20 protein-coding genes are annotated in these 25,929 nt (G+C 69.4%); 10 read left to right on the top strand and 10 right to left on the bottom strand.

All coding sequences use genetic code 11. The features are described from left to right. Nucleotides 1–309: 309 nt before the first annotated feature. Nucleotides 310–2,400: a D-(-)-3-hydroxybutyrate oligomer hydrolase gene (locus tag MMB92_RS08205; protein WP_277562637.1), complete on the bottom strand. Its 2,091-nt coding sequence runs from the start codon at nt 2,398–2,400 to the stop codon at nt 310–312. 135 nt (nt 2,401–2,535) lie between these two features. Then, nucleotides 2,536–2,901, bottom strand: coding sequence for a BON domain-containing protein (locus tag MMB92_RS08200; protein WP_124550304.1), 366 nt, complete (start codon nt 2,899–2,901; stop codon nt 2,536–2,538). 431 nt (nt 2,902–3,332) lie between these two features. Here MMB92_RS08200 and MMB92_RS08195 point away from each other — a divergent pair, with 431 nt between their 5' ends. From MMB92_RS08195 to MMB92_RS08185, 3 genes are all read left to right on the top strand, one after another. Beyond that, nucleotides 3,333–4,775, top strand: coding sequence for a TAXI family TRAP transporter solute-binding subunit (locus tag MMB92_RS08195; RefSeq protein WP_034200941.1), 1,443 nt, complete (start codon nt 3,333–3,335; stop codon nt 4,773–4,775). A gap of 94 nt (nt 4,776–4,869) precedes the next feature. Continuing rightward, nucleotides 4,870–5,508 carry a DsbA family protein gene (locus MMB92_RS08190; protein WP_006496694.1) on the top strand — a complete coding sequence of 213 codons (639 nt, stop codon included), beginning with the start codon at nt 4,870–4,872 and terminating at the stop codon, nt 5,506–5,508. A 69-nt stretch (nt 5,509–5,577) separates the two neighbouring features. Continuing rightward, complete coding sequence (locus tag MMB92_RS08185) at nt 5,578–6,522, top strand: LysR family transcriptional regulator (RefSeq protein WP_006484931.1); 945 nt, start codon at nt 5,578–5,580, stop codon at nt 6,520–6,522. A 45-nt stretch (nt 6,523–6,567) separates the two neighbouring features. Here MMB92_RS08185 and MMB92_RS08180 read toward each other — a convergent pair whose 3' ends face one another. The 4 genes from MMB92_RS08180 to xdhA form a co-directional block, all read right to left on the bottom strand. Beyond that, nucleotides 6,568–6,969 carry a hypothetical protein gene (locus MMB92_RS08180; protein ID WP_006496695.1) on the bottom strand — a complete coding sequence of 134 codons (402 nt, stop codon included), beginning with the start codon at nt 6,967–6,969 and terminating at the stop codon, nt 6,568–6,570. 102 nt (nt 6,970–7,071) lie between these two features. Then, complete coding sequence (xdhC, locus tag MMB92_RS08175) at nt 7,072–7,740, bottom strand: xanthine dehydrogenase accessory protein XdhC (protein ID WP_277562636.1); 669 nt, start codon at nt 7,738–7,740, stop codon at nt 7,072–7,074. Between the two features lies 1 nt (nt 7,741). After that, a complete protein-coding gene (xdhB, locus tag MMB92_RS08170; RefSeq protein ID WP_277562635.1) occupies nt 7,742–10,105 on the bottom strand; it encodes a xanthine dehydrogenase molybdopterin binding subunit in 2,364 nt (787 codons plus the stop codon). Nucleotides 10,106–10,123: 18 nt separating this feature from the next. Further along, on the bottom strand, nt 10,124–11,725 hold the full coding sequence (xdhA, locus tag MMB92_RS08165) for a xanthine dehydrogenase small subunit (protein ID WP_277562634.1): 1,602 nt from the start codon (nt 11,723–11,725) through the stop codon (nt 10,124–10,126). A 335-nt stretch (nt 11,726–12,060) separates the two neighbouring features. On the opposite strand from xdhA, the gene MMB92_RS08160 reads away from it, so the two are divergent. After that, nucleotides 12,061–13,275 carry an MFS transporter gene (locus MMB92_RS08160; protein WP_077055908.1) on the top strand — a complete coding sequence of 405 codons (1,215 nt, stop codon included), beginning with the start codon at nt 12,061–12,063 and terminating at the stop codon, nt 13,273–13,275. A 133-nt stretch (nt 13,276–13,408) separates the two neighbouring features. Here the strand turns inward: MMB92_RS08160 and MMB92_RS08155 are convergent, their stop codons facing one another. Next, nucleotides 13,409–14,299, bottom strand: coding sequence for an EamA family transporter (locus tag MMB92_RS08155; RefSeq protein ID WP_277562633.1), 891 nt, complete (start codon nt 14,297–14,299; stop codon nt 13,409–13,411). 134 nt (nt 14,300–14,433) lie between these two features. Between MMB92_RS08155 and MMB92_RS08150 the strand changes: the two genes are divergently transcribed. Continuing rightward, nucleotides 14,434–15,369: an AraC family transcriptional regulator gene (locus MMB92_RS08150; RefSeq protein WP_006484916.1), complete on the top strand. Its 936-nt coding sequence runs from the start codon at nt 14,434–14,436 to the stop codon at nt 15,367–15,369. A 37-nt stretch (nt 15,370–15,406) separates the two neighbouring features. Here the strand turns inward: MMB92_RS08150 and MMB92_RS08145 are convergent, their stop codons facing one another. Then, nucleotides 15,407–16,618 carry an alanine--glyoxylate aminotransferase family protein gene (locus MMB92_RS08145; protein WP_277562632.1) on the bottom strand — a complete coding sequence of 404 codons (1,212 nt, stop codon included), beginning with the start codon at nt 16,616–16,618 and terminating at the stop codon, nt 15,407–15,409. A gap of 794 nt (nt 16,619–17,412) precedes the next feature. Between MMB92_RS08145 and MMB92_RS08140 the strand changes: the two genes are divergently transcribed. The 5 genes from MMB92_RS08140 to MMB92_RS08120 all read left to right on the top strand — a co-directional run bounded on the left by MMB92_RS08140 (nt 17,413) and on the right by MMB92_RS08120 (nt 22,984). After that, nucleotides 17,413–18,396 (top strand): LysR family transcriptional regulator, encoded by a 984-nt coding sequence (locus MMB92_RS08140; RefSeq protein WP_006484979.1) that lies wholly within the window; start codon nt 17,413–17,415, stop codon nt 18,394–18,396. A gap of 30 nt (nt 18,397–18,426) precedes the next feature. Beyond that, nucleotides 18,427–19,425 carry a 2-hydroxyacid dehydrogenase gene (locus tag MMB92_RS08135; RefSeq protein ID WP_277562631.1) on the top strand — a complete coding sequence of 333 codons (999 nt, stop codon included), beginning with the start codon at nt 18,427–18,429 and terminating at the stop codon, nt 19,423–19,425. 171 nt (nt 19,426–19,596) lie between these two features. Continuing rightward, on the top strand, nt 19,597–20,340 hold the full coding sequence (gene bluB, locus MMB92_RS08130) for a 5,6-dimethylbenzimidazole synthase (protein WP_006484990.1): 744 nt from the start codon (nt 19,597–19,599) through the stop codon (nt 20,338–20,340). A 220-nt stretch (nt 20,341–20,560) separates the two neighbouring features. Next, entirely contained in the window at nt 20,561–21,730 is a 1,170-nt protein-coding gene (locus MMB92_RS08125; RefSeq protein ID WP_006484914.1) for an MFS transporter, read from the top strand. A 93-nt stretch (nt 21,731–21,823) separates the two neighbouring features. After that, nucleotides 21,824–22,984: an MFS transporter gene (locus MMB92_RS08120; RefSeq protein WP_006484903.1), complete on the top strand. Its 1,161-nt coding sequence runs from the start codon at nt 21,824–21,826 to the stop codon at nt 22,982–22,984. Between the two features lie 310 nt (nt 22,985–23,294). Here the strand turns inward: MMB92_RS08120 and fahA are convergent, their stop codons facing one another. Together fahA and hmgA are read right to left on the bottom strand one after the other, a co-directional pair. Continuing rightward, the gene (gene fahA / locus MMB92_RS08115; RefSeq protein WP_006496704.1) at nt 23,295–24,596 is read right to left on the bottom strand and encodes a fumarylacetoacetase; all 1,302 of its coding nucleotides are present in this window, start codon (nt 24,594–24,596) and stop codon (nt 23,295–23,297) included. After that, nucleotides 24,593–25,927: a homogentisate 1,2-dioxygenase gene (gene hmgA / locus MMB92_RS08110; protein WP_027807440.1), complete on the bottom strand. Its 1,335-nt coding sequence runs from the start codon at nt 25,925–25,927 to the stop codon at nt 24,593–24,595. Before hmgA ends, fahA begins: the two co-directional genes overlap by 4 nt. Between the last annotated feature and the right edge of the window lie 2 nt (nt 25,928–25,929).

Genomic DNA, 25,929 nt, shown 5'->3' with positions numbered 1-25,929 from the left:
GGACGAACGATTCCCGTCGGCGAGACACCGATTAATCGCGAAACGGCGATCAATCGCGACTCGAGCAGATTGAATAAAACCGAAAGGATCGATTAACTAAACGGAAAGGAATATTCTCGTATCAGTAATTTATTAAATTAAGTGAAAATACCGGCGCATATTAGGTTCCGGATTTATCGCCGTAAAGTAATAATTTGTTACAGCGCTCGCCATTCGGATGGAAGGCAGTACGGGACCGATTCCAGGCGACGTCGATAAAAAAGCCGGACGACTGTCCGGCTGGCGGGAGGGGGCGCGACGGCCCGGCCGTCAGAGCGGCACGTCGATCGTGCCGGCGCCGACGGAAATCGCGTTCGCGCCCGGCGCGGCCGAGATCGGCGGCAGGTTCGCGCTCGTCAGCGCGGGCGCGGCGCCCGGCGTGCCGCCGCGCGGCACCGTGCGGATCACCTGCGACGGCGGCAGCGGCGCGCCGTTCTTCAGGTGCTGCCACATCAGGTTCAACGCCTGCACGTTGTAGTAGTGAACCGGCACGAAGCGCGTGTCGAAGCCCGGCACCGACAGGAACGCGTCGAAGTGCTGGCCGTTGGTCACCTCGTAGAACACCAGCTGGCTGCGCCCGGCTTCGCTGATGCCGTTCTGCGCGACGTACGCACGCGACGCGTGGTTCACCGGCACGAGCGCGTCGCTGCGGCCCTGCACGATGATCGCCGGCTTGCCGTGCAGGTTCGCGTTCACGCGCACTGCATCGACGTTCGCGGGCATCCCGAGCATCCCGTTGGTCCACAGCTGGCGCAGGCACAGCGCGCCCGCGAAGCTCGCATCGGGCGTCGCGAGCCGGTGGTCGACACTGGCGCCGTTGTTGAACACGAGATTGATGCCGGCCGTCGGCGGCACGCCGTTGCCGGCGCCGAACACGGCCGGCATCGGCGACGCGGCGGGTGGCGCGACCGCGCCCGTCGCCGGGTTCGTCGTCGCGAAGCTGAAGTTGCACAGGTTGTCGGTGACGCGCGAGCGCGTGTACGCGTTCGCATAGGTGACCGCGATCGCGGGAATCGCCTGCGAATCCCACATCGACGCCTGCAACAGGTCGGAATCGGCCAGATAGCCGGCCGCGTGGAGCTGCGCGAGCGCGTCGGCCGCCTGGCTCTGCGTGTCGGCGCCCGCCACCAGCCCGGCCGCGGCGAGCGTCGCGCAGCGCTGCGTGCGGATCGACTGCGTGGTCGCGGCCGGCAGCGCGCTCAGGTACGGCGCGCCGGCGAGCGACGCCGACGCGGCCGCGCACGGTTCCAGCAGGTTCGCGAGCGTCGCGTAATCGGCCAGCGGCCGGCCGAACGACGGCACCGGCTGGCCACCCGCGCGGACCACCGCATTCGGCGCCATCCGCACGTTGATCTGCGGCTCGCCGACCACGACCGCGGTAATCCAGCCGCGGCTGTCCTGCTCGGCCGCCGCGAGCGACGCGCCGCCGCCGTTGCTGACCGACGCGGCGATCGTCGTGATGTCGCCCGCGCGATAGCGCACGCCGTGATGCGTACCGTCGATCACCGGTCCGAACTGCTCGTTGAGCGCCCAGTACGCAAATTCGACCGACTGCAGCGTCGCGCGCCCCCAGTCCTGCTCCGGGTTCTGCTGCGAATGCGCGTGCTTGAACGCGTAGCGGTTCGGGAAACGGCTGTTGAACGCGGCGAGATCGCCGCTCGTCACGTTCGCGGTGAACAGGCTCGCGGTGCCGGCCAGCACCGCGTTGGCGAGCGTGCCGTCGATCAGCGTGACGGTGTCGGAGCCGAGCTCATGCGCGCCGTTGCCGCCGCCCTTGTCGTTGTAGGCCACCGCGCAGCCGCGCTTGAGCGCCCACTCGCCGGCCGCGGAAATCGCGCCGTACACGCCGCGCGAGCCGGACGACGTCGCGGTGACGACGCAGGGCTGCGCGGGATCGAAGCGGGCGGGTACCTGCACGAGCAGCGTCACGTTCTTCGTGCCGCTGCCGTCATCGGCGTACGCGAGATATTCGGCGCCGGCGATCTTGCCTTCGCCGAGCGTATCGTTGCCGTCGAGGTCGACGTTCGGCCCCCAGAAGCGGCCGTAGCCGCCGTTCGCGCTCATGTCGACGAGCGCGCGGTAGTTCGACCAGATCGCGAGGCGGCGCAATTCCGCGCTGGTCGGCCGCGCCGGGTTCGCGAAGCCGGGCGCGCTCGCCGCGGCGAGGCCCGTCTTGCCGAGGCCGGCCGTCAGCAGGTCGTCGCTCGCGCCGTCGTAGGCCGTCGTGCGCACGCTGCCGGCCACGAAGCCGGGCAACCGGTTGCGCTCGGCCGAATCGTCGCCGTTGCAGGCGCCGAGCATCGCGACCGCGGCCAGCGCCGCCCCCCACACCACCCGCCTGCCCCACCCGAGCTTCGTCATCGCCGCCCTCTCGATATCGTTATCGGTCCGCCGCCGCGTCACGCGGCTTTCGGCCTCTGAAGCGCAAACGGGCCCCGGCATGCCGGGGCCCGCCTGGAACGGGCGTGCGCGGCGCTCGCGCGCCGCCGCCCGGCGTTACTGCTGCTGCACCGTCAGCTTGTTCGAGACCGACGTCACGCCCTTCACGCTCTTGGCCGCCTCTTCCGCCTTGTCGATCTGTGCCTGGTCGGGCACCGTGCCCTCCAGCGAGATCGCGCCGCCCTTCGAGCGCACGACGATGTTCGCCACGTCGATGCCGCCGGCCTTCGTAATGGCCTTGCGCACCGCGTAGCCGAGCTTGCGGTTCGCCTTCTTCGCGGTTTTCGCGGCGGCCTTCGGCGCGCTCGTCGCGGCCGCCGGCGCTTCCGTTGCCGCTGCGTCGCTCGACTGCGCATACACGCTGCCCGACAGACAGGCCGCCACGACGGCGACGCCCAACGCTCTCAACACGATCGACTTCATGCTATCTCCTTATCACTCCGGAACGGCCGTGCACAGTACGGCCGGATACCCCCAAAAACAGCCGGCCCGCGCGCGAACGGGCGGGACAGCCGGTGTTTTCCACGGCGATACGAGAGAGGCGTCACGGGCCGGCGGCCGGCGCACGCGAAAGCGGGCCGGCCGGGCCGGACAGCCGCCGGCCGGACGCGCCCGGTCTCATCACGTGCCGGGTCGCGCGCGAATCGGGCGCGGCTGCGTCGCACAATGTAATCCAGCGCCCGCGGAAGCGCAAAGTTTTTGACGCGGCGGCGCCCGCCGCCGTCGCCGCGCAGCCGCGCGAGCCCGCCCGACTCGCGCATGCGCGGAGAAACCGGTTACCATCGCCGCGAGAATCCGCGTCGTCCCGCGACGACCGTCACCGATGCGTCACGCCAGCGTCATCCGCCGATCCCATGAAGCCTGCCCGCCCTCGCCCGCCGCGCCGCATCCTCGCCCGCTTCGTCGCCGTCTCGTGGCGCGACCTCGCGCTGTCGATCGGCCCGACCGTGCTGCTCGCCGGCGCGGCCGTCTGGCTCGCGGTCAAGCTGATCCAGCCGGCGCCGCCGTCCACGCTCGTGATCTCGTCCGGGCCGCCCGGCAGCACGTACTGGAACGCCGCGCAGAAATACAAGGCGATCCTCGCAAAAAACGGCGTCACGCTCGACGTTCAATCGTCCGAAGGTTCCGCGCAGAACCTCGCGCGGCTGTCGAACCCGAACGCGCCGGTCGACGTCGGTTTCGTGCAGAGCGGCATCGGCCCGAAGGAGCGCGACGAGCATCTCGTGTCGCTCGGCAGCATCGGTTACGTGCCGCTCGCGATCATGTACCGCGGCCCGGTCGTCGCGCGCCTGTCCGACTTCAAGGGCAAGCGGCTCGCGCTCGGCGCGGAAGGCAGCGGCGCGCGCGAACTGAGCCTCGCGCTGCTGAAGATGAACGGCATCGTGCCGGGCGGCCCGACCGAGCTGTTGCCGACCGCCGGCGAAGACGCCGCGACCGCGCTGCTCGACGGCAAGATCGACGCGGCCTTCCTGTCCGGCGACTCGACGCAGATCCCGGTGATGGCGAAGCTGTTCCGCGCGCCGGGCGTGCACGTGTATTCGTTCACGCAGGCCGAGGCCTATGCGCGGCGCTTTCCGTACCTGACGGCGATCACGCTGCCGATGGGCGTCTACGACCTCGGCCGCAACCTGCCGCCCGCCGACATCCACACGGTCGCGCCGACGATCGAACTCGTCGCGCGCGACTCGCTGCACCCCGCGCTGTCCGACCTGCTGATCGAGGCCGCGCGCGAAGTGCACGGCCACGCGACGATCCTGCAGCATGCCGGTGAATTCCCGTCGTCCGTCACGCGCGGCTTCCCGCTGTCGGACGATGCCGCGCGCTACTACAAGTCGGGCAAGACCTTCCTGTACCGGCGGCTGCCGTTCTGGGTCGCGAGCCTCGTCGACCGGCTGCTGGTGGTGGTCGTGCCGCTGATCGTCGTGCTGATCCCGGGGCTGCGGCTCGTGCCGTCGCTGTACGGCTGGCGCGTGCGCTCGCGCATCTACCGGTGGTACGGCGCGCTGATCGCGCTCGAGCGCAGCGCGCTCGGCGAACATACGGCGGAGGAGCGCGTCCAGCTGCTCGACGAGCTCGACGACATCGAGGAAGCCGTGAACCGGATGAAGATGCCGCTCGCGTACGCCGGACAGTTCTACGTGCTGCGCGAGCACATCGGCTTCGTGCGCGAACGGCTCACCGCGCACGACCACGACGCGCCGGCGGGCCCGCCCGGCGCCGGCAGCGCGCCACAGGGGCGCACCGACCCCGCGCCGCCGGCCGGCGACGCCCCCCGGGCGACTCCCGGTTCCGCGTGAGCGGACGATCCGCGATCATTGCTGCATGCGCGTGCCGCCGCGTAACATGGAGGCCGCCGCCAGGCGCCGCACGCCCCACCTTCTGGAGAACGACATGACAACCGGCCTCGATACCGCCCAACCCGCCTGGTTCTTCGACTTCGTGTCGCCGTTCTCGTATCTGCTGCTCGAGCAGCACGACAAATGGCCGGACGTGCCGTTCGACCCGGTGGCCGTGTCGCTGCCCGACCTGCAGCGCCACTGGGGCCAGCGCTCGAGCGCCGACGTGCCGGCCAAGCGCGTGTTCACGTACCGCCACGCGCTGTTCCGCGCGGAACAGCTCGGCATCCGCTTCAAGATGCCGCCCGCGCACCCGTTCGATTCCGACAAGGTGCTGCGCCTCGCGATCGCGCTGCGCGCCGATATCGTCACGGTGCTGGAAATGTTCCGTTTCATCTGGCGCGAAGGCAACGATCCGTCGACGCCGGAAGGCTTCGCGGCGCTGTGCGAACGCGTCGGCGTCGGCCACGGCGACGAGCTGATCGAATTCGAGGAAACCGCTGCGCAGCTGTCGCGCAACACGGCCGACGCGATCGCGCTCGGCGTGTTCGGCGTGCCGACGTTCTGGATGAACCAGCAATTGTTCTGGGGCGAGGACGCGCTGCCGATGGTGCTGTACTGCGCACGCACGCCGAACTGGCTCGAATCGCGCGAGGTCAAGCGGATCAGCACGCTGCCGAAGGGACGTGCGTGATGGCCGGTATCACGCACGGCAACGCGCGGCTGCGGTAAGGTTACGCGTCACCCGAATCACCCTCCACGAATGGACGACGACCGTACCGCCTCGCTCGACATCTGGCTCGTGCGCGTGTTGCGCACGCTGCTGCTCGAGCGCAGCGTCACGCAGGCCGCGCTGCGGCTGAACCAGACCCAGCCCGCGATCAGCACCGCGCTGCGCAAGCTGCGCGAGACGCTGAACGACCCGATCCTCGTGCGCGGCAAGTCGGGCATGGTGCCGACCGAATACGGCGCATCGCTGCTCGAAGCCGCGTCGCGCGCGCTGCGCGAGGTCGACTTCATCGCGACGCCGCACGGCGACTTCGATCCGTCGTCCGCGCGGCGCACGTTCCGCGTCGCCGCGCCCGACTACCTGAACGATTTCTTCATGCCGACGCTGATCGAGCGTTTTCGCGACGCGGCGCCGCATGCCCATCTGGAAATCGATTCGCTGAATCCCGCGCTCGACCACGCGGGCGCGCTCGAATCGGGCGCGCTCGATCTCGTGATCGGCAACTGGCCGAAGCCCGACCCGCAGTTCGCACGCCAGGACCTGTTCTCCGACACGATCGTGTGCCTGATGCGCGACGCGCATCCGCTCGCCCGCGCACCGCTCACACGCGAAGCGTACGCGTCGGCCGCGCACGTCGCGCCGACGCCGTACACCGGCGACAAGCGCAACGCGATCGAGATCGGCCTGGCACGCGCGCGCCTCACGCGGCGCATCGTGACGACGCTGCCGTACTTCGGCATCGTGCCGCAGGTGCTGCTGCAGTCGGACCTGATCTTCACGACGACGCGCCGCTTCGCGACCCACTATGCGCAACTGCTGCCGCTCGTCGTCGCCACGCCGCCCGTGCCGTTCCCGCGCATCAAGAGCTACCTGCTCACGCACCCGCAACCCGATCGGCCGACCGACATCGCGTGGCTGTGCGCGCTGATGCAGAGCGTGTCCGACGAGCTGACGGTCGTCCGCACGCGCAAGCGCTGACGCCGCGGCCGGCGTGAAGCGCGGCTGGTCAGGCAGCGCGGCCGCTCAGGCCGTGCAGAAGGTTTCCTGCAGATGGGACCAGCGCACGACGCCCGCCGCATCACGCGTGAACACGGCGGTCGCGCGGCGCGCGGGCAGCTCGCCCGCTGCCGCGTGCTGCGCTTCGAGATAGGTGAGCACCGCATGCGCTGCGTCGGCCGCGAGCACGCGAATCTCCGACAGCGTGATGCGCAGCCCCGGCTTCGCGCCCGCCAGCTTCGCGAACAGCGCGCGCGTGCCGTCGTGGTCGACCACGCGGCCGTCGGTCAGGATCATCGTGAATTCACTGGAAAACGCCGCGAGCAGCGCGTCGAGCGCCGCCGGCGCGGTATCGACGCCGGACAGCCAGCGCTCGATGGCGACGAGGCTCGCGTCGAGCGCGTCGAGATAGACGGAGTGATCGGACATGGGCGCGTGCACGTTGAGATGAAGCGCGGCCCGCTGCCGCGCGTTGCCGTGCAGTGTAGGCAAAAACGCGCGGCCGTGCGCCGGCCGCGCGGGGTCGGCGTCTTATCGCATGCAACTCACATCGTCGCGTGCGCGCCCGGCCGCGACTGCCTTCGCAGCGGCCACCGGCATGCCCGAGCGGGCCTGCAGCAGCTCCGCGCAGACGGCCACCGCGATCGCGCCCGGCGCCTTGTCGACGATGCCCGCGACGCCGATCGGGCACACCATCTCCACGAGCCGCGCGGGATCGACGCCGCGCGCGGCGAGCCGGCGCTCGAACTTCACGCGCTTGGTGCGCGAGCCGATCATCCCGAAGTACGCATAGTCGCGCCGCCGCATGATCTGCGCGGCGAGCGAGAAGTCGAGCGCGTGGTTGTGCGTCATCACGAGGAAGTACGCGCCGGGCGGCGCCGCGTCGACGACGGCCTCCGGCGTGTCGGTCGGCTCCGGCTGCACGTTCGGCGGACATTCGTCCGGGAACAGCTCGTCGCGCGTGTCGACCCACTGCACGACGCACGGCAGCGCGCCGAGCAACGTGACGAGCGCGTGGCCGACGTGTCCCGCGCCGAACAGCACGACGTGCATCGGCGCCGGCGCGCCGGTCGCGCGGTTGCGCTGGCCGGTGCCTTGCGCGAACGGCGGGTTCGACGGCCGCGCGTTGCCGCACGCGCCGTCGCAGCCAGCGGCGAACGCGTGGGACGCGGGATGCGGTGGACGAGCGGGCCCGTTCACGTCAGCCTGCCCGCGTGGCGCTCGCCGCCCGCACCGCGCCGATCGCGCGCAGGATCGACTCGCCGGTGGCCGGCGCGTCGAGCGGCGGATTCACCCGGTAGTCGCCGACCGCGGCCACGGCGTCGCGCACCGCGAAGAACACCGAGAACGGCAGCAGCAGCGGCGGTTCGCCGACGGCCTTCGAACGGTGGATGCTGTCCTCGACGTTGCGGTTCTGGAACAGCCGCACGTTGAACTCGGGCGGCGTGTCGTTCACCGTCGGGATCTTGTACGTCGACGGCGCATGCGTCATCAGCTTGCCGCCCTGGTTCCACCACAGCTCCTCGGTCGTGAGCCAGCCCATCCCCTGGATGAACGCGCCTTCGACCTGGCCGATGTCGAGCGCCGGGTTCAGCGACGCGCCCACGTCGTGCAGCGCGTCGACGCGCAGCGTGCGCATCTCGCCCGTCAGCGTGTCGATCACCACTTCCGACACGGCCGCGCCGTACGAGTAGTAGTAGAACGGCCGGCCCTGCAGCTTCGACTGGTCCCAGTACAGCTTCGGCGTCGCATAGAAGCCGTCGGACCACAGCTGCACGCGCGCGAGGTACGCCTTCGCGATCACTTCGCCGAACGGCACGCCATGGCCGCCGACCCACACGACGTCGTTGCCGAACTTCACGTCGGCCGCATCGACCTTGCCGTCGCCGAACTGCTTCGCCGCGAACACCGCGAGCCGCTCGCGCAACTGGCGCGCCGCATCCTGCGCGGCCTTGCCGTTCAGGTCCGACCCGGTCGACGCGGCGGTCGCGGACGTGTTCGCGACCTTGCTGGTATCGGTCGCCGTCACGCGGATCCGGCCGAAACGGATGCCGAGCTCGTGCGCGACCACCTGCGCGACCTTCGTGTTGAGCCCCTGCCCCATCTCCGTGCCGCCGTGGTTCACGAGCACCGAGCCGTCGGTGTAGATGTGCACCAGCGCGCCGGCCTGGTTGAAGTGCGTGACGTTGAACGCGATGCCGAATTTCACCGGCGTGAGCGCGATGCCCTTCTTCAGCACCGTGTTGCGTGCGTTGAAGGCGCGCACGCCCGCGCGCCGCGCACGGTAGTCGCTCGTCGTCTCGAGTTCGCCGAGCAGCTCCTGCAGCACGTTGTCCTCGACCGTCTGCCCGTACGGCGTCACGTTGCGTTCGGTCTTGCCGTACAGGTTCGCGTAGCGCACGTCGAGCGGATCGCGGCCGAGCGAACGCGCGATGTCGTCGAGGATGTATTCGATCGCGAACGCGCCCTGCGGGCCGCCGAAGCCGCGGAACGCGGTGTTCGACTGCGTGTTGGTCCTGCCGCAGTAGCCGGCGATGTCGACGTCGCCGAGCCAGTACGCGTTGTCGAAGTGGCACACGGCGCGCGTCATCACCGGGCCGGACAGGTCGGCCGAGAAGCCGCAGCGCGACGTCATGTCGAGCGCGACGCCGTCGATGCGGCCGTCGTCGTCGTAGCCGACGTCGAAGCGGTAATGGAAGTCGTGCCGCTTGCCGGTGATCATCATGTCGTCGTCGCGGTCCGGGCGCAGCTTCACCGGGCACAGCAGCTTCCACGCGGCGAGCGCCGCGCAGCACGCGAACAGGCCCGACTGCGATTCCTTGCCGCCGAACCCGCCGCCCATCCGGCGGCATTCGACCAGCACGTTGTGCGACGCGACGCCGAGCACGTGCGCGACGAGGTGCTGCATCTCGCTCGGGTGCTGCGTCGAGCAATACACGTGCATGCCGTCGTCGTCCTTCGGCACCGCGTACGCGATCTGCCCTTCCAGATAGAACTGTTCCTGCCCGCCGAGCAGCATCTCGCCCGACTCGCGGTGCGGCGCGACCGCGAGCCGCGCGGCCGCATCGCCGCGTGCGAGCTTCAGCGGCGGGATCACGTAGGTTTCGGCCGCGCGCGCTTCCTGCGCGGTCAGGATCGCCGGCAGCTCCTCGTAGTCGACCTGCGCACGGCGCGCGGCGAGCCGCGCGATGTCGTGCGACGTCGCGACGACGATGAACATCGGCTGGCCGACGAACTGCACGACGCCCTTCGCGAGCACCGGATCGTCGTGGATGATCGGACCGCAATCGTTGACGCCCGGAATGTCGTCGGCCGTGAACACGGCGACCACGCCCGGCGTCGCGCGCACCGCGTCGAAGTTCATCGACACGATCTTCGCGTGCGGCTTCGCCGACAACCCGAGCGCCGCGTGCAGCGTGCCGGCGACGATCGGAATGTCGTCGGTGTAGGTGGCGCGCCCGCTCACGTGCAGATGGGCGGATTCGTGGGCGCGCGACACGTGCACCTGCGCGGCGTCGGCTTGCGGGTCGAGGGTGCTCAGGAACGGTTCTGCTTGCTGGTTCATGTTCGGTGTTCTCCGTCTTCAGACGCGCGCCGATGCATCGGCAACGTCGGCGCCGGCTTCGGCGGCCACTTCACGCACGTTCAGGGCTTGCGGCGGCAGCGGGTCGTGCGGACGCGTCTCCAGCCAGAACCGGTACACCAGGTTCTTCGCGGTATCGAGCCGATACGCGCTCGTCGCGCGCATGTCCGACAGCGGCTGGTAGTCGCGCTCGAGCGCCTGCATCGCGGCCTGCGCGGTGGCTTCGTGCCACTGCGCGCCGTCGAGCACCGCCTCCGTGTGGGTCGCGCGCTTGGGCGTCGCGGCCATCCCGCCGAACGCGATGCGCGGCTCGCGGATCGTGTCGCCGTCCGCGATGAACGCGAATGCCGCGCACACGGCCGAGATGTCGGAGTCGAAGCGCTTCGACAGCTTGTAGGTGCGGAACTGCAGCTGTTCGCGCGCGCCGGTGCGGGTCGGCACCTTCAGGCCGACGACGAATTCGTGCGGCGCCATGTCCTTCTGCTGGTAGCCCGTGTAGAGCGCCTCGAGCGGCAGCTCGCGCACCGTGTCGCCGCCGCGCAGCACCACGCGCGCGCCGAGCGCGATCAGTCCCGGCATCGAATCGCCGATCGGCGAGCCGTTCGCGACGTTGCCGCCGATCGTGCCCGCGTTGCGGATCGGCAGCGACGCGAAGCGCTTCCACATCTCGGTCAGCTCCGGATACGTGCCGGCCAGCGCCGCATAGGCCTTCTCGACCGTCACGCCCGCGCCGATCTCGATCCAGTCGCCACGCTCCGCGAGCCGCTGCAGTTCGGCGATCTGGCCGACGTAGATCAGATCGTCGAGCCGGCGCATCTGCTTGGTGACCCACAGGCCGATGTCGGTGCTGCCGGCGAGAATGCGCGCGTCGGGACGCTCGGCCTTCAGCGCGGCCAGCGCGTCGAGCGTGCGCGGCGCCGCGAAGCGTGCACCGTCGACCGTCGTGTAGTCGAACGTGTCGTCGCGCTTGAGCGACGCGAGCGTGCGGGCCAGCGCGGCCGTGTCGACCGGCGCCGACGGGGCCGGCGCGCCTTCGCCGGCCGCACCTTCGCCGGTCACACCTTCGCCGGCCGCGTCGAACATCCGCACCGCCGCATCGACGATCGGACGATAGCCGGTGCAGCGGCACAGGTTCCCGGTCAACGCGTCGGCGATCTCGGTACGCGTCGGCACGTCCTTCGCCTTCGCGCACGCGCTGCCGCAGCCTTCGTGGCCGTGCTTCTCGTACAGCGCCCACATCGACATCACGAAGCCGGGCGTGCAGAACCCGCATTGCGAGCCGTGGCAGTCGACCATCGCCTGCTGCACCGGATGCAGCGTGCCGTCCGGCTGGCGCAGGTCCTCGACCGTCAGCAGCGCCTTGCCGTCGAGCGTCGGCAGGAACTGGATGCACGCGTTGACGGCCTTGAACTCGACCGCGCCGGCGTCGGTCAGCTCGCCGACGACGACCGTGCACGCGCCGCAGTCGCCTTCCGCGCAGCCTTCCTTGGTGCCGGTGCAATGCGCGTCCTCGCGCAGGTATTGCAGCACGGTGCGGGTCACGTCCGCGCCGCTGACTTCGCGGATCGCGTGACGATGGTAGAAGCGAATCGGCTCACTCATGTCTCGATGGTTCTTCAAATGGGGGGCAAGGCGGCCTGCGCGGAGCGCTCGACCGACGTTTTTCTGACAGTTTGCACGCTATCACCGTCAAATTCCGCAACCCATAGCCCATCACGCATGCGGCCCATATAACTGCCGCGATATGCGCGCCGCGCCGGCCGACAGCCTTGTCGCACGGTGCGCCCGGGCCCGCCCTGGTCGCCCGCGACCGTCCGTGATCCGCCAGAACAAGGTTCGATTAACTAAATGGTACCTGCGGGAAAACCGGTTCCATGGGAAAATCCCGATTCCCTTTTCCGCCGTTTTCCGTTCGTTTCACCATTCGTTCCGACCCCATGTCAACCGATTCCGCCACACCGCCGCGCAGCGGGCTCGCGGTCACGCTGCAAATCGTGTCCGTCGTCTGCTTCACGTTCATCTGCTACCTGACCATCGGCCTGCCGCTCGCGGTGCTGCCGAGCTTCGTCCACGACGACCTCGGCTTTTCCGCGATCGTCGCGGGCGGCGCGATCAGCGTCCAGTACTTCGCGACGCTCGCGTCGCGGCCGCTCGCCGGGCGCCTCGCCGATACGCTCGGGCCGAAGCAGACGGTGCTGCGCGGGCTGATCGGCTGCGGCGTGTCGGGCGTGCTGCTGCTCGTCGCGCTGCTGCTCGCGCACTGGCCGGTCGCGAGCCTCGTGCTGCTGGTCGCGAGCCGGCTCGTGCTGGGCGTCGGCGAAAGCCTGTGCGGCACCGGCGCGATCCTGTGGGGCATCGGCCGGGTCGGCGTCGCGCACAACGCGAAGGTGATCTCGTGGAACGGCATCGCGACCTACGGCGCGCTCGCGCTCGGCGCGCCGGTCGGCGTCGCGATCGCGCATACGCTGAATCCGGCGCTGATCGGCGTGATCGTCATCGCGCTGGCCGCGCTCGGCTTCTACCTCGCCCGCCTGATCGATCCGGTGCCGCTCGTGCACGGCGAACGGATGTCGTACGCGAGCGTGTTCACGCGCGTGCTGCCGCACGGCCTCGGCCTCGCGCTCGGGTCGGCCGGCTTCGGCTCGATCGCCACCTTCGTCACGCTGTACTACGCGGCGCGCCACTGGCCGAACGCCGCACTGTCGCTGACGGTATTCGGCACGCTGTTCATCGGCGCGCGCCTGCTGTTCGCGAACACGATCAAGACCTACGGCGGCTTCCGCGTCGCGATCGTGTCGTTCGCGTTCGAATGCTCGGGCCTCGTGCTGCTGTGGCTCGCGCCGGTGCCGCACGTCGCGCTCGTCGGCGCGGCGCTCACGGGCTTCGGCTTCGCGCTGATCTTCCCGGCGCTCGGCGTCGAAGCCGTCGCGCTCGTGCCACCCGCGAGCCGCGGTGCGGCGCTGTCCGCGTACTCGGTGTTCCTCGACCTGTCGCTCGGCATCACCGGCCCGCTCGCCGGCTATGTCGCGGGCGCGTTCGGCTATCCGCAGGTGTTCCTGTTCGCGGCGGTGGCCGCCGCCGCGGGCGTCGCGCTGTCGATGATGCTGTACCAGCGGCAGGCGCGCGTGGCGGGCAGCGGCGCGGCGGCCTGATCCCGCCGGCACCGTGCCCGGCAGCCCGGCGGCCGGTCGCGAACGTCGCACCGCCGCCGGGCCAAAAGAAAACGCCCGCGCGATGCGGGCGTTTCGTCATCCGTCGACCGGGTACGGCGGCCGCGCGGCCCGATCAGGCCGTGCGCAGAAACAGCCGGCGCGTGAGGTCGAACGCGACGAGATTGCCGGCCACCACGAGCAGCAGCCCGATCACCGCCAGCGGCGACCACTGGTAGCCCTCGAACACCGTCGATACGGCCAGCGCGACGATCGGGAACAGCACCGTGCAGTACGCGGCGCGCTCCGGCCCGATCCGGCCGACGAGGGTCAGGTACGCGGTGAAGCCGATCACCGAGCCCGGCACGGCCAGGTACACGAGCGCGCCGAGATAGCGCGGGCTCATGTCCGGCGTGAACGGCATCCCGGCCAGCGCGCTGCCGCCGGTCAGGATCGCCGCGCCGATCAGCATCGCCCAGCCGTTGGTCGCGAGCGGGTGCAGCCCCATCGACTGCATCCGGCTCGACAGCAGGTTGCCCGCCGAGAAGCACATCGTGCCGGCGAACGCGATCGCGAGCCCCGTCCAGGTCGCGTGGTCGTCGAGATGGCCGGCCATCTGCTGCCAGAACAGGCACGCGATGCCGGTCAGGCCGAGCAGCGCGCCGGCGATCGCCGACGGCCGCAGCGGGCGGCCCATGAACAGCCGCCCGTTGATCGAGTTCAGCAGCGGCGCGGTCGAGAAGATCACCGCGACGAGCCCGCTCGGCACGACCTGCTCCGCGTAGTAGAAACACAGGAAGTTCAGGCAGAACAGCGCGAAGCCCTGCGCGACGAGAAAGCGCCACGCTTCGCGCGGCGGGCGCGCCGGCCGGCGCATCACGCGCAGCGGCGCGAACAACACGGCGGCCGCGAGCCAGAAGCGCCACGCGATCGATACGGGCGGCGGCACCGAGCCGAGCTGCCACTTGATCGCGATCCAGGTGGTGCCCCAGATCAGCACGGTGACGAAATAAAGCGACAGGTTCATGGCGGCAATCCGGAAAATCGGGTGAATCGGGATCCCGACTATGCCGCCGCACGGCGCGTGCCGATTGTCCGGAATTGCGGTCTTTTTCGGCGCGCCGCACGCGCCGCCGCGCGCCCGCTTATACTCGGCGCATCATGAGTTTCTCCCTCTGCGCCCCGCCCATCGACCGCGCCGCCGCCCTGGCCGGCGGCGATCTGCCGTTCGGCCTGCAATCGGTCTGCCGCACGCTCGCCGACGCCAACGCGACGCTCGAGCGCTTCGCGTGGCTCGGCGACCATCTCGCGATCGCCGAATGGACGCGGATCACCGACGAAAGCGAGACGGTCTACGAGCAGCCCGGCCACCACACGCTGTCGTGCTATCTCGACGGCGGCTACCGGACCGAGCGCCAGCGCGTGCCGCGCTACGGCGCGCCGAGCCTGCTGTGCGCGCTGCCGGGCGACCATGAATCGCGCTGGTGGGTGCGCGGCGAAATGCATTTCGTCCACCTGTATTTCCTGCCCGAGCACTTCACGCAGCGCGCGATCCGCGAGCTCGATCGCGAGCCACGCGAGCTGAAGCTCGCCGATCGCACCTACTTCGAGGATGCCCGGGTCGCCGCGCTGCTGCGCTCGCTCGCGCTGGAGGGCTGGGACGATGCCGACGAGCGGCTGCGCGTGAACGAGACCGCGCACGACGTGCTGAGCCTGCTGTTGCGCGGGCAGAGCACGACGCGCACCGATACGTCGTTCCGCGGCGGGCTCGCGCCGGCCGTGCGCCGCCGCGTGCGCGACTACATCGACACGTATCTCACGCAGCCGCTGACGCTCGGTGAACTCGCCGAGGTTGCCGCGCTGTCCGAATACCATTTCTCGCGAATGTTCCGGCTGTCGTTCGGCCGCGCGCCGCACGCGTGGGTGGCCGAGCAACGGCTCGCCCGCGCCCGCGAGCTGCTGCGCACGACGGCGCTGCCGCTCGCACAGATCGCGGCCGCCTGCGGCTACGCGAACGCCGGTCACTTCAGCCATCGCTTTCGCGACGCGCACGGCACGACGCCGAATACGTACCGGCGCGCGATGCAGGGCCGCTGAGCGCGGCCCGCTTCCTCGTTTCGTCGCGGCGTCGCGCTTACGCGCCGCGCCGCGACAGTTCCTGTTCGAGCGCCGCGACGCCGGCCGGCAGGTCGACCGGCACCTTCAGGTCGACCATCGTGCGGCCGAACGCATGCAGCGTGCGGAACAGGTTGTGTTCGCGGCACTGCTCGCCCATCTGGCCGATCCGCACGATCGGCAACCCGAACGAACCCGAGATCTCGACCTGGTACTGCTTCGAGATATGGCCGCAGACCATCCCGGGCGTGAGCCCTTCCGGCGTCTCGATCCCGACCACCGAATTGAGCCGGCAGTCCTTCGGCGCATAGAGCTTGAGCCCCATCGATTCGACGCCCGCCTGGAGCGCCAGCGAGCAGCGCAGATGGCGCGCGAAGCGGCTCTCGAGCGTCTCCGCGCAGACGAGCCGCAGCGCCTCGTGCAGCGCGAGCACGCCCGACACGGGCGCCGTGTAGTGATAGCCGGCGTTGTGCCAGAAGTTCTCCGCGAGCGCCATGTCGAGGCACCAGTGCGCATTCGGCTCGGGGCGATTCTTCATGCGCTCCCACGCGGCGTCGGAGAACGCGATCAGCGACACGCCCGGGATCGACGACAGCCCCTTCTGGCCGCCGGTGATCACCGCGTCGATGCCCCATGCGTCCATCTCGAGCGGCATCGTCGACAGCGTGCACACCGCGTCGACGACGACCAGCGCGCCGACCGCCTTCGCGAGCGCCGCGATGTCGCGCAGGTCGCGGTTCCACACGGTGTTCGACGTCTCGCCCTGCACGATCGTGACGATCTCGGGCCGCTCGCGCGCGATCGCGTCGGCGATCTCGTCGAGGCTCGCGACCGCGCGATCGGCCACTTCGAGCGTCGCGACGTCGGCGCCGACGCGCGTGGCCATCTCGGCCATCCGCGCGCTGAAGAAGCCGTTGCGGATCGACAGCACGCGCGTGCCGCGCCATGCGAGGTTCGAGATCGCCATTTCCATCGCGGCCGAACCGGGGCCCGCGACACCGAGCACCCACTTCGTGCGGGTCTGGAACACGTAACGCGCCATCTCCTTCACCTGCTCGATGATCTTCGCCATCGTCGCGCCGAGGTGGTTGATCACGATCGTGTTCGCCTTGGCCACCGCGGCCGGGATCGGGACCGGGCCGGCCCCCATCATCAGCAGCGGTTCTTCGGGCAGGATCGCGTCGAGCGGCACGACGACGGGACAGGGAATCGGCGAGTAATCGATGGACATGGCTGGAAAAAGATGAGGAAAGGAAGTGCCCGGACGCGCCGCGGCACTGCGCCCGCAGCACGGCGCCCGTGGCACGGCGCCCGTGGCACGGCGCAGCGAACTGATCGATCATTCCGCGTTCCGCCGTCTCGCGCAAGAGGCACGCACGTGCGGACAGCGCGACGCTGGCCCGGTCGCCGGACCGGGCCAGCCGGCCGCGCACCGCGCGCGCGATGGCCTTCCGGATTGAAAAAACGATTGGCTGCCGGGTGCGAAACGGTTCCATTCGGGTTCCGGACGCGCGATTTTCTCGGCCAATATCGAAACGATTCTTCGAAACCGATGGTTCAGCGCCTTTCGTGGATCGAACGAAATACACCGACCACCTGATACAAATCGCGGAGCGAATTCGATACACAAAATCCGAACGTGGAAAAAACATCCACCATTGCGGTATGTATTGGGGAACGACTCCCGAATTCGCCGTGCCCCGGCGCGCCGCAATTTACCCCAACCCATTGATTGGAATATGGAATCCTCGAAACATCGACGCATATTCGAATACCGCGACGGTTTTCCAGCGCACGTCCTTGCTGCATTGCAACCTTAAACCGGTACCCGCGATTTCGATTTTACGCAAGCCGCCCGTTTTCTCAGGTTGACGGATATCGGTTCCGCATTTAACAATTGTCTGCGGAATCGAAAAATCTCATTTTCGATACGAGAGCGAACTGGGGCCGCGCGATGCGTTTTCGACGTTGCGTGGCAAAAAATCACAACCAAAATCAATCAACCGGGCCAGAAATACGCAAGCCATGAACCAGATTCAGACCATGCGTGTATTCGTCTGCGTCGCCGAGCAGCAAAGCTTCCGGCGCGCGGCGCACCATCTCGGCGTGTCCAATGCGCTCGTCACGCGTTCGATCGCGATGCTCGAGGGCCACCTGAACACACGGCTGATCCATCGCACCACGCGCAACCTGTCGCTCACCGAGGCCGGCGTGCGCTACCTCGATGGTTGCCGCGCGCTGCTCGAGGAATTCGACCACCTCGAATCGTCCGTCGCGCATGCCGTGCGCGAGCCGGCCGGCACGCTGCGCGTCGTCGCGTCGGGGCTGCTGTCGCCGCTGGCGCTGACGCCGCTCGTCAGCAGCTTCCGGCACCGCTACCCGGAGCTGCGCGTGCAGTTGACCGTCGCCGAAGGGCCGCTCGACGTGCTCGATTCGGGCTACGACGTCGGCATCGTCACCGGCACCCGGCTCGACGGCAACCCGTCGCTGATCGGCCATGCCCTCGCGCCGAACCCGTTCGTCGCGTGCGCGGCGCCGGCCTATCTCGACCGCCGCGGCGAGCCGCGCGTGCCCGACGACCTCCCGGGCCACGACTGGGTCACGCTCGCGCCGCACCAGCACGCGCCGACGTGGCAACTGGTCGGCCACGACGGCGTCGCCCATTCGGTCACGGTGCGCCCCGCCTGCACGGTCAACCAGCTCGCGCTCGTCCAGGCGGCGGCCGTGGCCGGCGCCGGCATCGCGATCCTGCCCGAGCCGTGCGTGGCCGATGCCCTCAACCACGGCACGCTCGTGCGGCTGATGGCCGGCTACCGGATCGACGATCCCGACGCGCAGTTGTCGCTCGTCTATCCGAACCGCCAGTACGTGCCGGCCCGCACGCGCAGCTTCGTCGAGCACGCGCTCGAGCACTTCAGCGCGCCGTCCGCCCGCGACCACACCGACTACGGCTTCCTGCGGCCGGTGCGCGGCCCCGAACGTTCCGACATCGTCACGGGCCTGCAGTAAACTGCGCGCGTCAGCCATCGGAGGTGCAGCGTGCGCGTGATCCTGTTCAGCAGCCGGCAGTACGACGACGATTCGTTCACCGCCGCCAACCGGCCGTTCGGCTATCGGCTGCACTTCCAGCCGTCGCACCTCGACGCGGAAACCGCGATCCTCGCGCACGGCTATGACGTCGTCTGCCCGTTCGTCAACGACACCGTCGACGCGGCCGTGCTCGAACGGCTCGCCGACGGCGGCACGCGGCTGATCGCGCTGCGCTCGGCGGGCTTCAACCATGTCGACCTCGCCGCCGCCGAGCGGCTCGGCATCGCGGTCGTGCGGGTGCCCGCGTATTCGCCGCACGCGGTCGCCGAGCACGCGGTCGCACTGATCCTCGCGCTCAACCGCCGCCTGCCGCGCGCCGTCGCCCGCACCCGCGAAGGCGACTTCTCGCTGAACGGCCTGCTCGGCTTCGACCTGCACGGCAAGACCGTCGGCGTGATCGGCACCGGCATCATCGGCAGCGTGTTCGCGAAGATCATGATGGGCTTCGGGATGCACGTGCTCGCGCACTCGGTGCCGCCGTACAACGACGAGCTGATCGCGTTCGGCGCGCGCTACGTCGAGCTCGACGAACTGCTGCATCGTGCCGACATCGTCAGCCTGCATTGCCCGCTGCTGCCGTCGACACACCACCTGATCAACGAGCGGACGCTCGCGCGAATGAAGCACGGCGCGATGCTGATCAACACCGGGCGCGGCGGCCTCGTCGATGCGCAGGCGCTGGTCGACGCGCTCAAGAGCGGCCAGCTCGGCCATCTCGGGCTCGACGTGTACGAGGAGGAAAGCGGGCTGTTCTTCGAGGATCATTCCGACCTGCCGCTGCAGGACGACGTGCTCGCGCGCCTGCTGACGTTCCCGAACGTGATCGTCACGTCGCACCAGGCGTTCTTCACGCGCGAGGCGCTGGCCGAGATCGCGCACACGACGCTGCTGAACATCGAGGCGTGGCATGCGGGCGCGCCGCAGAACGTCGTGACGGCAAGTCGCTGAGAAACAGCCAATTCGACGGCCCGCAGCACATCCGCAATCGTTTGCTTGCGCCCCATGCCGCGCACCACCCCTTTCTTCGTCAACAATTCCGCGCATTGTTTCGAATGAAGTAACGTTTCGCGCGCGCCGTCTGCTATCGTTGCGCCGACGTCATCCCTGCCTTCGCCGCTCATGCGTTTCGACGATTCCGACATCGCCGCCGTCTACCGCGCCATCTTCGAACGGCGCGACATGCGCCACTTCACGCCGGCGCCCGTCGATCCGGCCGTGCTCGCGCGCCTGCTGCGCGCGGCGCACCACGCGCCGAGCGTCGGCTTCATGCAGCCGTGGCGCTTCATCCGCATCACCGATCCCGCCTTGCGCACCGCGATTCACGCGCTGGTCGAGGCCGAGCGCCGCGCGACGGCCGACGCGCTCGGCGAGCGCCAGGACGAATTCATGCGACTGAAGGTCGAGGGCGTGCGCGAATGCGGCGAGCTGCTGGTCGTCGCGCTCGCCGACGGCCGCGAACGCCACGTGTTCGGCCGCCGCACGCTGCCGGAGATGGATCTGGCCTCCGCCGCGTGCGCGATCCAGAACATGTGGCTCGCCGCGCGCGCGGAAGGGCTCGGCATGGGCTGGGTATCGTTGTTCGACGTCGATGCGGTGCGCACGCTGCTGCGGATGCCCGACGGCGCGAAGCCGATCGCCGTGCTGTGCGTCGGGCACGTCGATGCGTTCTATGCGAAGCCGATGCTCGAGGAAGAACGCTGGGCCGCGCGGATGCCGATCGAAGCGTGTCTGTTCGAGAACGGCTGGGACGCTCCGGCGGCCATCGATGGGGCCGATTCGGCTGCGTCGCCCGCAGGCCCGGACAGCGAAACGAAGCACACCCCGGACGCGATGCCCGACCGGTCGTCCGAACGCATCGCGTGATCGACGGCCGGCGGTCGCCATCATCCCGGCCCTGACACCGCCCAAATCCCACACTGTGAGCTTCCCGGTCGCCGCCTCGTCGCACGCCGGCAACAAGCATTCTGGCCCCAAGCATAGGGGTTTTCACTGAAGTAGAATCGCGGCTGACCTTCGCCTCATCCCGCCCGTCCCGCGCATCCTGCGCCTGGCTCGAGCGGCATCTTTTCCCGAGCCTACCGCGATGCCCCTGCCTCTTTTCGCCCTTGCCGTCGCCGCATTTGGAATCGGTACCACCGAATTCGTGATCATGGGCCTGCTGCCCAATGTCGCGCGCGACCTCGGCGTGTCGATCCCGGCCGCCGGGATGCTCGTGTCGGGCTACGCGCTCGGCGTGACGATCGGCGCGCCGATCCTCGCGATCGTCACCGCGAAGATGCCGCGCAAGCGTGCGCTGATGGCCCTGATCGGGCTGTTCATCGCCGGCAACCTGTTCTGCGCGATCGCGCCCGGCTATGCGGTGCTGATGGCCGCGCGCGTCGTCACCGCGTTCTGCCACGGTGCGTTCTTCGGCATCGGCTCGGTGGTGGCCAGCAACCTCGTCGCGCCGAACCGCCGCGCGCAGGCGATCGCGCTGATGTTCACCGGGCTCACGCTCGCGAACGTGCTCGGCGTGCCGCTCGGCACCGCGCTCGGCCAGGCGTTCGGCTGGCGCGCGACGTTCTGGGCCGTCACCGGCATCGGCATCGCCGCGGCCGCCGCGCTCGCGGTGTGCCTGCCGAAAAACCTCGCGATGCCCGATACCAGCATCACGCGCGAATTCAGCGTGCTGAAGCACCCGCAGGTGCTGATGGTGCTCGGCATCAGCGTGCTCGCGTCCGCGAGCCTGTTCAGCGTGTTCACGTACATCACGCCGATCCTCGAGGACGTGACGGGCTTCTCGCCGCGCCAGGTCACCTACGTGCTGCTGCTGTTCGGCCTCGGCCTGACGGTCGGCGGCACGCTGGGCGGCAAGCTCGCCGACTGGCGGCGGATGCCGTCGCTGATCGCGACGCTCGCGCTGATCGGCATCGTCCTCGCGCTGTTCGCGGGCACGATGCATCTGCCGTTCGCCGCGCTCGCGACGATCTTCGTGTGGGGCATCCTCGCGTTCGCGATCGTGCCGCCGCTGCAGATCATGATCGTCGACCGCGCGAGCGACGCGCCGAACCTCGCGTCGACGCTGAACCAGGGCGCGTTCAACCTCGGCAACGCGACCGGCGCATGGCTCGGCGGGATGGCGATCGGCTCGGGCGTGTCGCTCGTGAGCCTGCCGTGGGTCGGCGTCGCGATGGCGGTCGCCGCGCTCGCGCTCACGCTGTGGTCGGCGTCGCTCGAACGCCGCCCGGTGGCCGTGCCGACCGAATACGTGTGACGCGGCCCTGCCGCGATCGTTGCGTACGCAACTCCATTCGAACGTGACGGCCTTCATGGACCTTTCAACGGTCGCGGTGTAGCATCGCGGCCGATGAAAGCCATTCTCAATCGCGATTTCCTCGCGCTGATCCTGAGCGTCGCGGTCGTCGGCCTCGGGACCGGCGCCACGCTGCCGCTGACCGCACTCGCGCTCACCGAAGCCGGACACGGCACCAACGTCGTCGGCATGCTGACGGCCGCGCAGGCCCTCGGCGGCCTCGCGATCGTCCCGTTCGTCACCGCGCTCGCGCGGCACATCGGCGCGCGCCGCGCGATCGTCGTGTCGGTCGTGCTGCTCGCGGCCGCCACCGCGCTGATGCAGTTCACGTCGAACCTGATCCTGTGGGGCGTGCTGCGCGTGCTGTGCGGCGCCGCGCTGATGCTGCTGTTCACGATCGGCGAAGCGTGGGTCAACCAGCTCGCCGACGATGCGACGCGCGGGCGCGTCGTCGCGATCTACGCGACCAATTTCACGCTGTTCCAGATGGCCGGCCCGGTGCTCGTCAGCCAGATCGCCGGCGCGACGCACATCCGCTTCGCGCTGTGCGGCGCGCTGTTCCTGCTCGCGCTGCCGACGCTCGCGACGATCCGCCGTGCGCCGCTCGCCGGCGACGACGCGCATCACGAAGCACACGGCCGCTGGCTCGACGTGCTGCCGCGCATGCCCGCGCTGATCATCGGCACCGGCTTCTTCGCGCTGTTCGATACGCTCGCGCTGTCGTTGCTGCCGCTCTACGCGATGGATCACGGCGTCGCGAGCGCGACCGCCGTGCTGCTCGCGTCGATCATGCTGTTCGGCGATACCGCGATGCAGTTCCCGATCGGCTGGCTCGCGGACAAGCTCGGCCGCGAGCGCGTGCACCTCGGCGCCGGCTGGATCGTGCTGGCCGGCCTGCCGATGCTGCCGTTCGTGATCGCGAATCCGTGGCTGTGCTGGCCGCTGCTGTTCGTGCTCGGCGCGGCGGCCGGCAGCATCTATACGCTGTCGCTCGTCGCGTGCGGCGAACGTTTCCGCGGCGCGGCGCTCGTCACCGCGAGTTCGCTCGTGTCGGCGTCGTGGAGCGCCGCGAGCTTCGGCGGCCCGCTGGTGGCGGGCGCGTTGATGGAGCAACTGGGCAGCAATGCGCTGGTCGGCGTGCTGGTCGCTTGCGTCGCCGCGTTCGTCGCGGCGGCGTTGTGGGAGCGGCGCGCCGCAGTACAACGCGCGGTCTGACGCCGCTCGGCGTTGGCGTTGGCGTTGGCGTTGGCGTTGGCGTTGGCGTTGGCGTTGGCGTTGGCGTTGGCGTTGGCGTTGGCGTCGGCGTTGGCGTCGGCGTCGGCGTCGGCGTCGGCGTCGGCGTCGGCGTCGGCGTCGGCGTCGGCGTCGGCGTCGGCGTCGGCATCATGCACCGATACGCATCGGCCCGCTCGCGCCCCCTCCTCCGGTAAACGAAAAACGGCCCGCGCAATGCGGGCCGCCCTGTCCTTCCGGACTACGCGTGATCTACACGTGACCTACGCGTAACGTTTCGCGCCGCGATCCGTCACGCACTCCGCGCCGGCAAGATCCTGCCCGCACACGTGCCGAAGCCGACGCGATACCCATCGCCCTGGCACCAGCCGGCGAGCGTCAGCTCGTCGCCGTCCTCGATGAACGTGCGGCTGCCGCCGCCGTTCAGCGCGACCGGCTCCTTGCCGTTCCACGTCAGTTCGAGCAGGCTGCCGAACGAATCCTTCGTCGGCCCGCTGATCGTGCCCGAACCCATCAGGTCGCCCACGCGCGTGTTGCACCCGGCGACCGTGTGATGCGCGAGCTGCTGCGCCATCGTCCAGTACATGTGCCTGAAGTTCGTGCGGCAGATCGACGTGGCCTCGGCCGCACCTTCGGCGCGCAGCGTCACTTCCAGCGCGATGTCGAACGCATGCTTGCCCGCATGCCGCAGATACGCGAGCGGCTGCGGCGACTGCTCGGGCTGCGCGACGCGGAACGGTTCGAGCGCATCGAGCGTGACGATCCACGGCGAGATCGTCGTTGCGAACCCCTTCGAGTTGAACGGGCCGAGCGGTACGTATTCCCACTGCTGGATGTCGCGCGCGCTCCAGTCGTTCAGCAGCACCATCCCGAAGATATGCGCTTCCGCGTCCTCACACGCGATCGGCTCGCCGAGCGCGTTGCCCTTGCCGACGATGAAGCCCGTTTCCAGTTCGATGTCGAGCTTGCGGCACGCGCCGAACACCGGGCGCTCCTGGTCGGGCAGCTTCAGTTGCCCGTTCGGGCGCCGCACCGGCGTGCCGCTCACGACCACGGACGACGCGCGGCCGTTGTAGCCGATCGGCATCTCCGACCAGTTCGGCAGCAGCGCATTCTTCGGATCGCGGAACATCGAGCCGACGTTGGTCGCGTGTTCCTTCGACGAATAGAAATCGGTGTAGCCGGGAATCTCGACCGGCAGATGCAGCGTCGCGTCGCGCTGCGCGACGAGCACCTGCGCGCGCAGCGCCGCATCGTCACGCAGTGTCGCGTCGTCACGCGAGAACAGCGCCGACAGCTGCACGCGCACGCTGCGCCACGCGTCGCGGCCGAGCGCGATGAACGCATTGAGCGTCGGTGCGGCGAACACGTCGACGCCGGCCGGCAGCGTGACGAGGCCCGCACGCGCGAGCGCCGCGAGATCGACGATCTGGTCGCCCAGCGCGACGCCCGGGCGGCGCGCGCCCTTCGCATCGCTGAAGATGCCGAACGGCAGGTTCTGGATCGGGAAATCGCAGGCGGGATCGTTCGCGGTCTCGATCCAGCTCTTGCGAGCCGGGTCGAGCGTCGCGCGCCAGTCTTGGGTGTCGCTCATCGTTGCTCCGGATTGAAGTGTTTCTTGATGCCTTGCCAGCATTCGAAGTAATCGGCCTGCAGCTGCGCGGTGTCGAGCGCGTAGCGCGTCGGCCGGATCAGCGTGCGGGTTTCGAACATGAACGCCATCGTCGCGTCGACCTTGTGCGGCTTCGTCGTGTCGCTCGCGGACGCCTTCTCGAACGTGTCCGCATCGGGTCCGTGGCCCGACATGCAGTTGTGCAAACTCGCGCCGCCCGGCACGAAGCCCTCGGCCTTCGCGTCGTACGCGCCGTGCACGAGGCCCATGAACTCGCTCGCGACGTTGCGGTGGAACCACGGCGGGCGGAACGTATCCTCGGCCGCGAGCCAGCGCGGCGGGAAGATCACGAAGTCGATCGTGTCGACGCCCGGCGTGTCGCTCTGCGCCTGCAGCACGAGGAAGATCGACGGATCGGGATGATCGAAGCTGATCGAGCCGATCGTGTTGAACAGGCGCAGGTCGTATTTGTAGGGCGCGTAGTTGCCGTGCCACGCGACGACGTCGAGCGGCGAATGGCCGATGTCCGCGCGCCAGAGGCGCCCGTTCAGCTTCGCGATCAGCTCGAACGCGCCTTCGCGGTCTTCGTAGGCGGCCTGCGGCGTCAGGAAGTCGCGCGGGTTCGCGAGCCCGTTCGAGCCGATCGGGCCGAGATCCGGCAGGCGCAGCAGCGCGCCGAAGTTCTCGCAGATGTAGCCGCGCGCGTCGCCGTCCGGCAGCGCGACGGCAAAACGCACGCCGCGCGGGATCACCGCGATCTCGAACGGCTCGACGTCGAGCCGGCCGAATTCGGTCGCGATGAACAGGCGCCCCTGCTGCGGCACGATCAGCAGCTCGCCGTCGGCGCTGTAGAAGAAGCGGTCCTGCATCGAGCGGTTCGCCGCATACAGGTGTATCGCGCAACCGTTCATCGCGGCGGCCGACCCGTTGCCGGCCATCGTCACGAGACCGTCGACGAAATCGGTCGGCTCGACCGGCATCGGCAGCGGATCCCAGCGCAACTGGTTCGGCGGCGTCGGCGGCACGTCGGCCGAATCGCCGAACTCCGATACGAGCCGCTGCGCGCCCGCATACGGCTCGAACGGCCGGTGCACGGCAGCCGGGCGAATCCGGTACAGCCACGAGCGGCGGTTGTGGCCGCGCGGCGCGGTGAACGCGGTGCCCGACAGCTGCTCCGCGTACAGCCCGTACGGCGCGCGCTGCGGCGAGTTGCGGCCGTGCGGCAGCGCGCCGGGCAGTGCCTCGGTCGCGAATTCGTTCGCGAAACCGCTCAGGTAGCCGGCGGTTGCCGGTTTCGACAGGTCAAGCGTCATCT

This window comes from Burkholderia sp. IO2, from assembly GCF_029522185.1.
GTDB classification, from domain to species: domain Bacteria; phylum Pseudomonadota; class Gammaproteobacteria; order Burkholderiales; family Burkholderiaceae; genus Burkholderia; species Burkholderia cenocepacia.
This window is presented reverse-complemented; position numbering and strand designations above follow the sequence as displayed.

Bases quoted from the DNA above. Each gene is read 5' to 3' on its own strand.
- MMB92_RS08140 (WP_006484979.1), top strand. From the start codon at position 17,413: ATGAACCAGATTCAGACCATGCGTGTATTCGTCTGCGTCGCCGAGCAG.
- MMB92_RS08160 (WP_077055908.1), top strand. From the start codon at position 12,061: ATGTCAACCGATTCCGCCACACCGCCGCGCAGCGGGCTCGCGGTCACG.
- MMB92_RS08180 (WP_006496695.1), bottom strand. From the start codon at position 6,969: ATGTCCGATCACTCCGTCTATCTCGACGCGCTCGACGCGAGCCTCGTC.
- MMB92_RS08185 (WP_006484931.1), top strand. From the start codon at position 5,578: ATGGACGACGACCGTACCGCCTCGCTCGACATCTGGCTCGTGCGCGTG.
- MMB92_RS08190 (WP_006496694.1), top strand. From the start codon at position 4,870: ATGACAACCGGCCTCGATACCGCCCAACCCGCCTGGTTCTTCGACTTC.
- xdhB (WP_277562635.1), bottom strand. From the start codon at position 10,105: ATGAACCAGCAAGCAGAACCGTTCCTGAGCACCCTCGACCCGCAAGCC.
- xdhA (WP_277562634.1), bottom strand. From the start codon at position 11,725: ATGAGTGAGCCGATTCGCTTCTACCATCGTCACGCGATCCGCGAAGTC.
- MMB92_RS08145 (WP_277562632.1), bottom strand. From the start codon at position 16,618: ATGTCCATCGATTACTCGCCGATTCCCTGTCCCGTCGTCGTGCCGCTC.
- MMB92_RS08200 (WP_124550304.1), bottom strand. From the start codon at position 2,901: ATGAAGTCGATCGTGTTGAGAGCGTTGGGCGTCGCCGTCGTGGCGGCC.
- fahA (WP_006496704.1), bottom strand. From the start codon at position 24,596: ATGAGCGACACCCAAGACTGGCGCGCGACGCTCGACCCGGCTCGCAAG.
- MMB92_RS08205 (WP_277562637.1), bottom strand. From the start codon at position 2,400: ATGACGAAGCTCGGGTGGGGCAGGCGGGTGGTGTGGGGGGCGGCGCTG.
- MMB92_RS08150 (WP_006484916.1), top strand. From the start codon at position 14,434: ATGAGTTTCTCCCTCTGCGCCCCGCCCATCGACCGCGCCGCCGCCCTG.
- MMB92_RS08125 (WP_006484914.1), top strand. From the start codon at position 20,561: ATGCCCCTGCCTCTTTTCGCCCTTGCCGTCGCCGCATTTGGAATCGGT.
- MMB92_RS08195 (WP_034200941.1), top strand. From the start codon at position 3,333: ATGAAGCCTGCCCGCCCTCGCCCGCCGCGCCGCATCCTCGCCCGCTTC.
- MMB92_RS08120 (WP_006484903.1), top strand. From the start codon at position 21,824: ATGAAAGCCATTCTCAATCGCGATTTCCTCGCGCTGATCCTGAGCGTC.
- MMB92_RS08155 (WP_277562633.1), bottom strand. From the start codon at position 14,299: ATGAACCTGTCGCTTTATTTCGTCACCGTGCTGATCTGGGGCACCACC.
- hmgA (WP_027807440.1), bottom strand. From the start codon at position 25,927: ATGACGCTTGACCTGTCGAAACCGGCAACCGCCGGCTACCTGAGCGGT.
- bluB (WP_006484990.1), top strand. From the start codon at position 19,597: ATGCGTTTCGACGATTCCGACATCGCCGCCGTCTACCGCGCCATCTTC.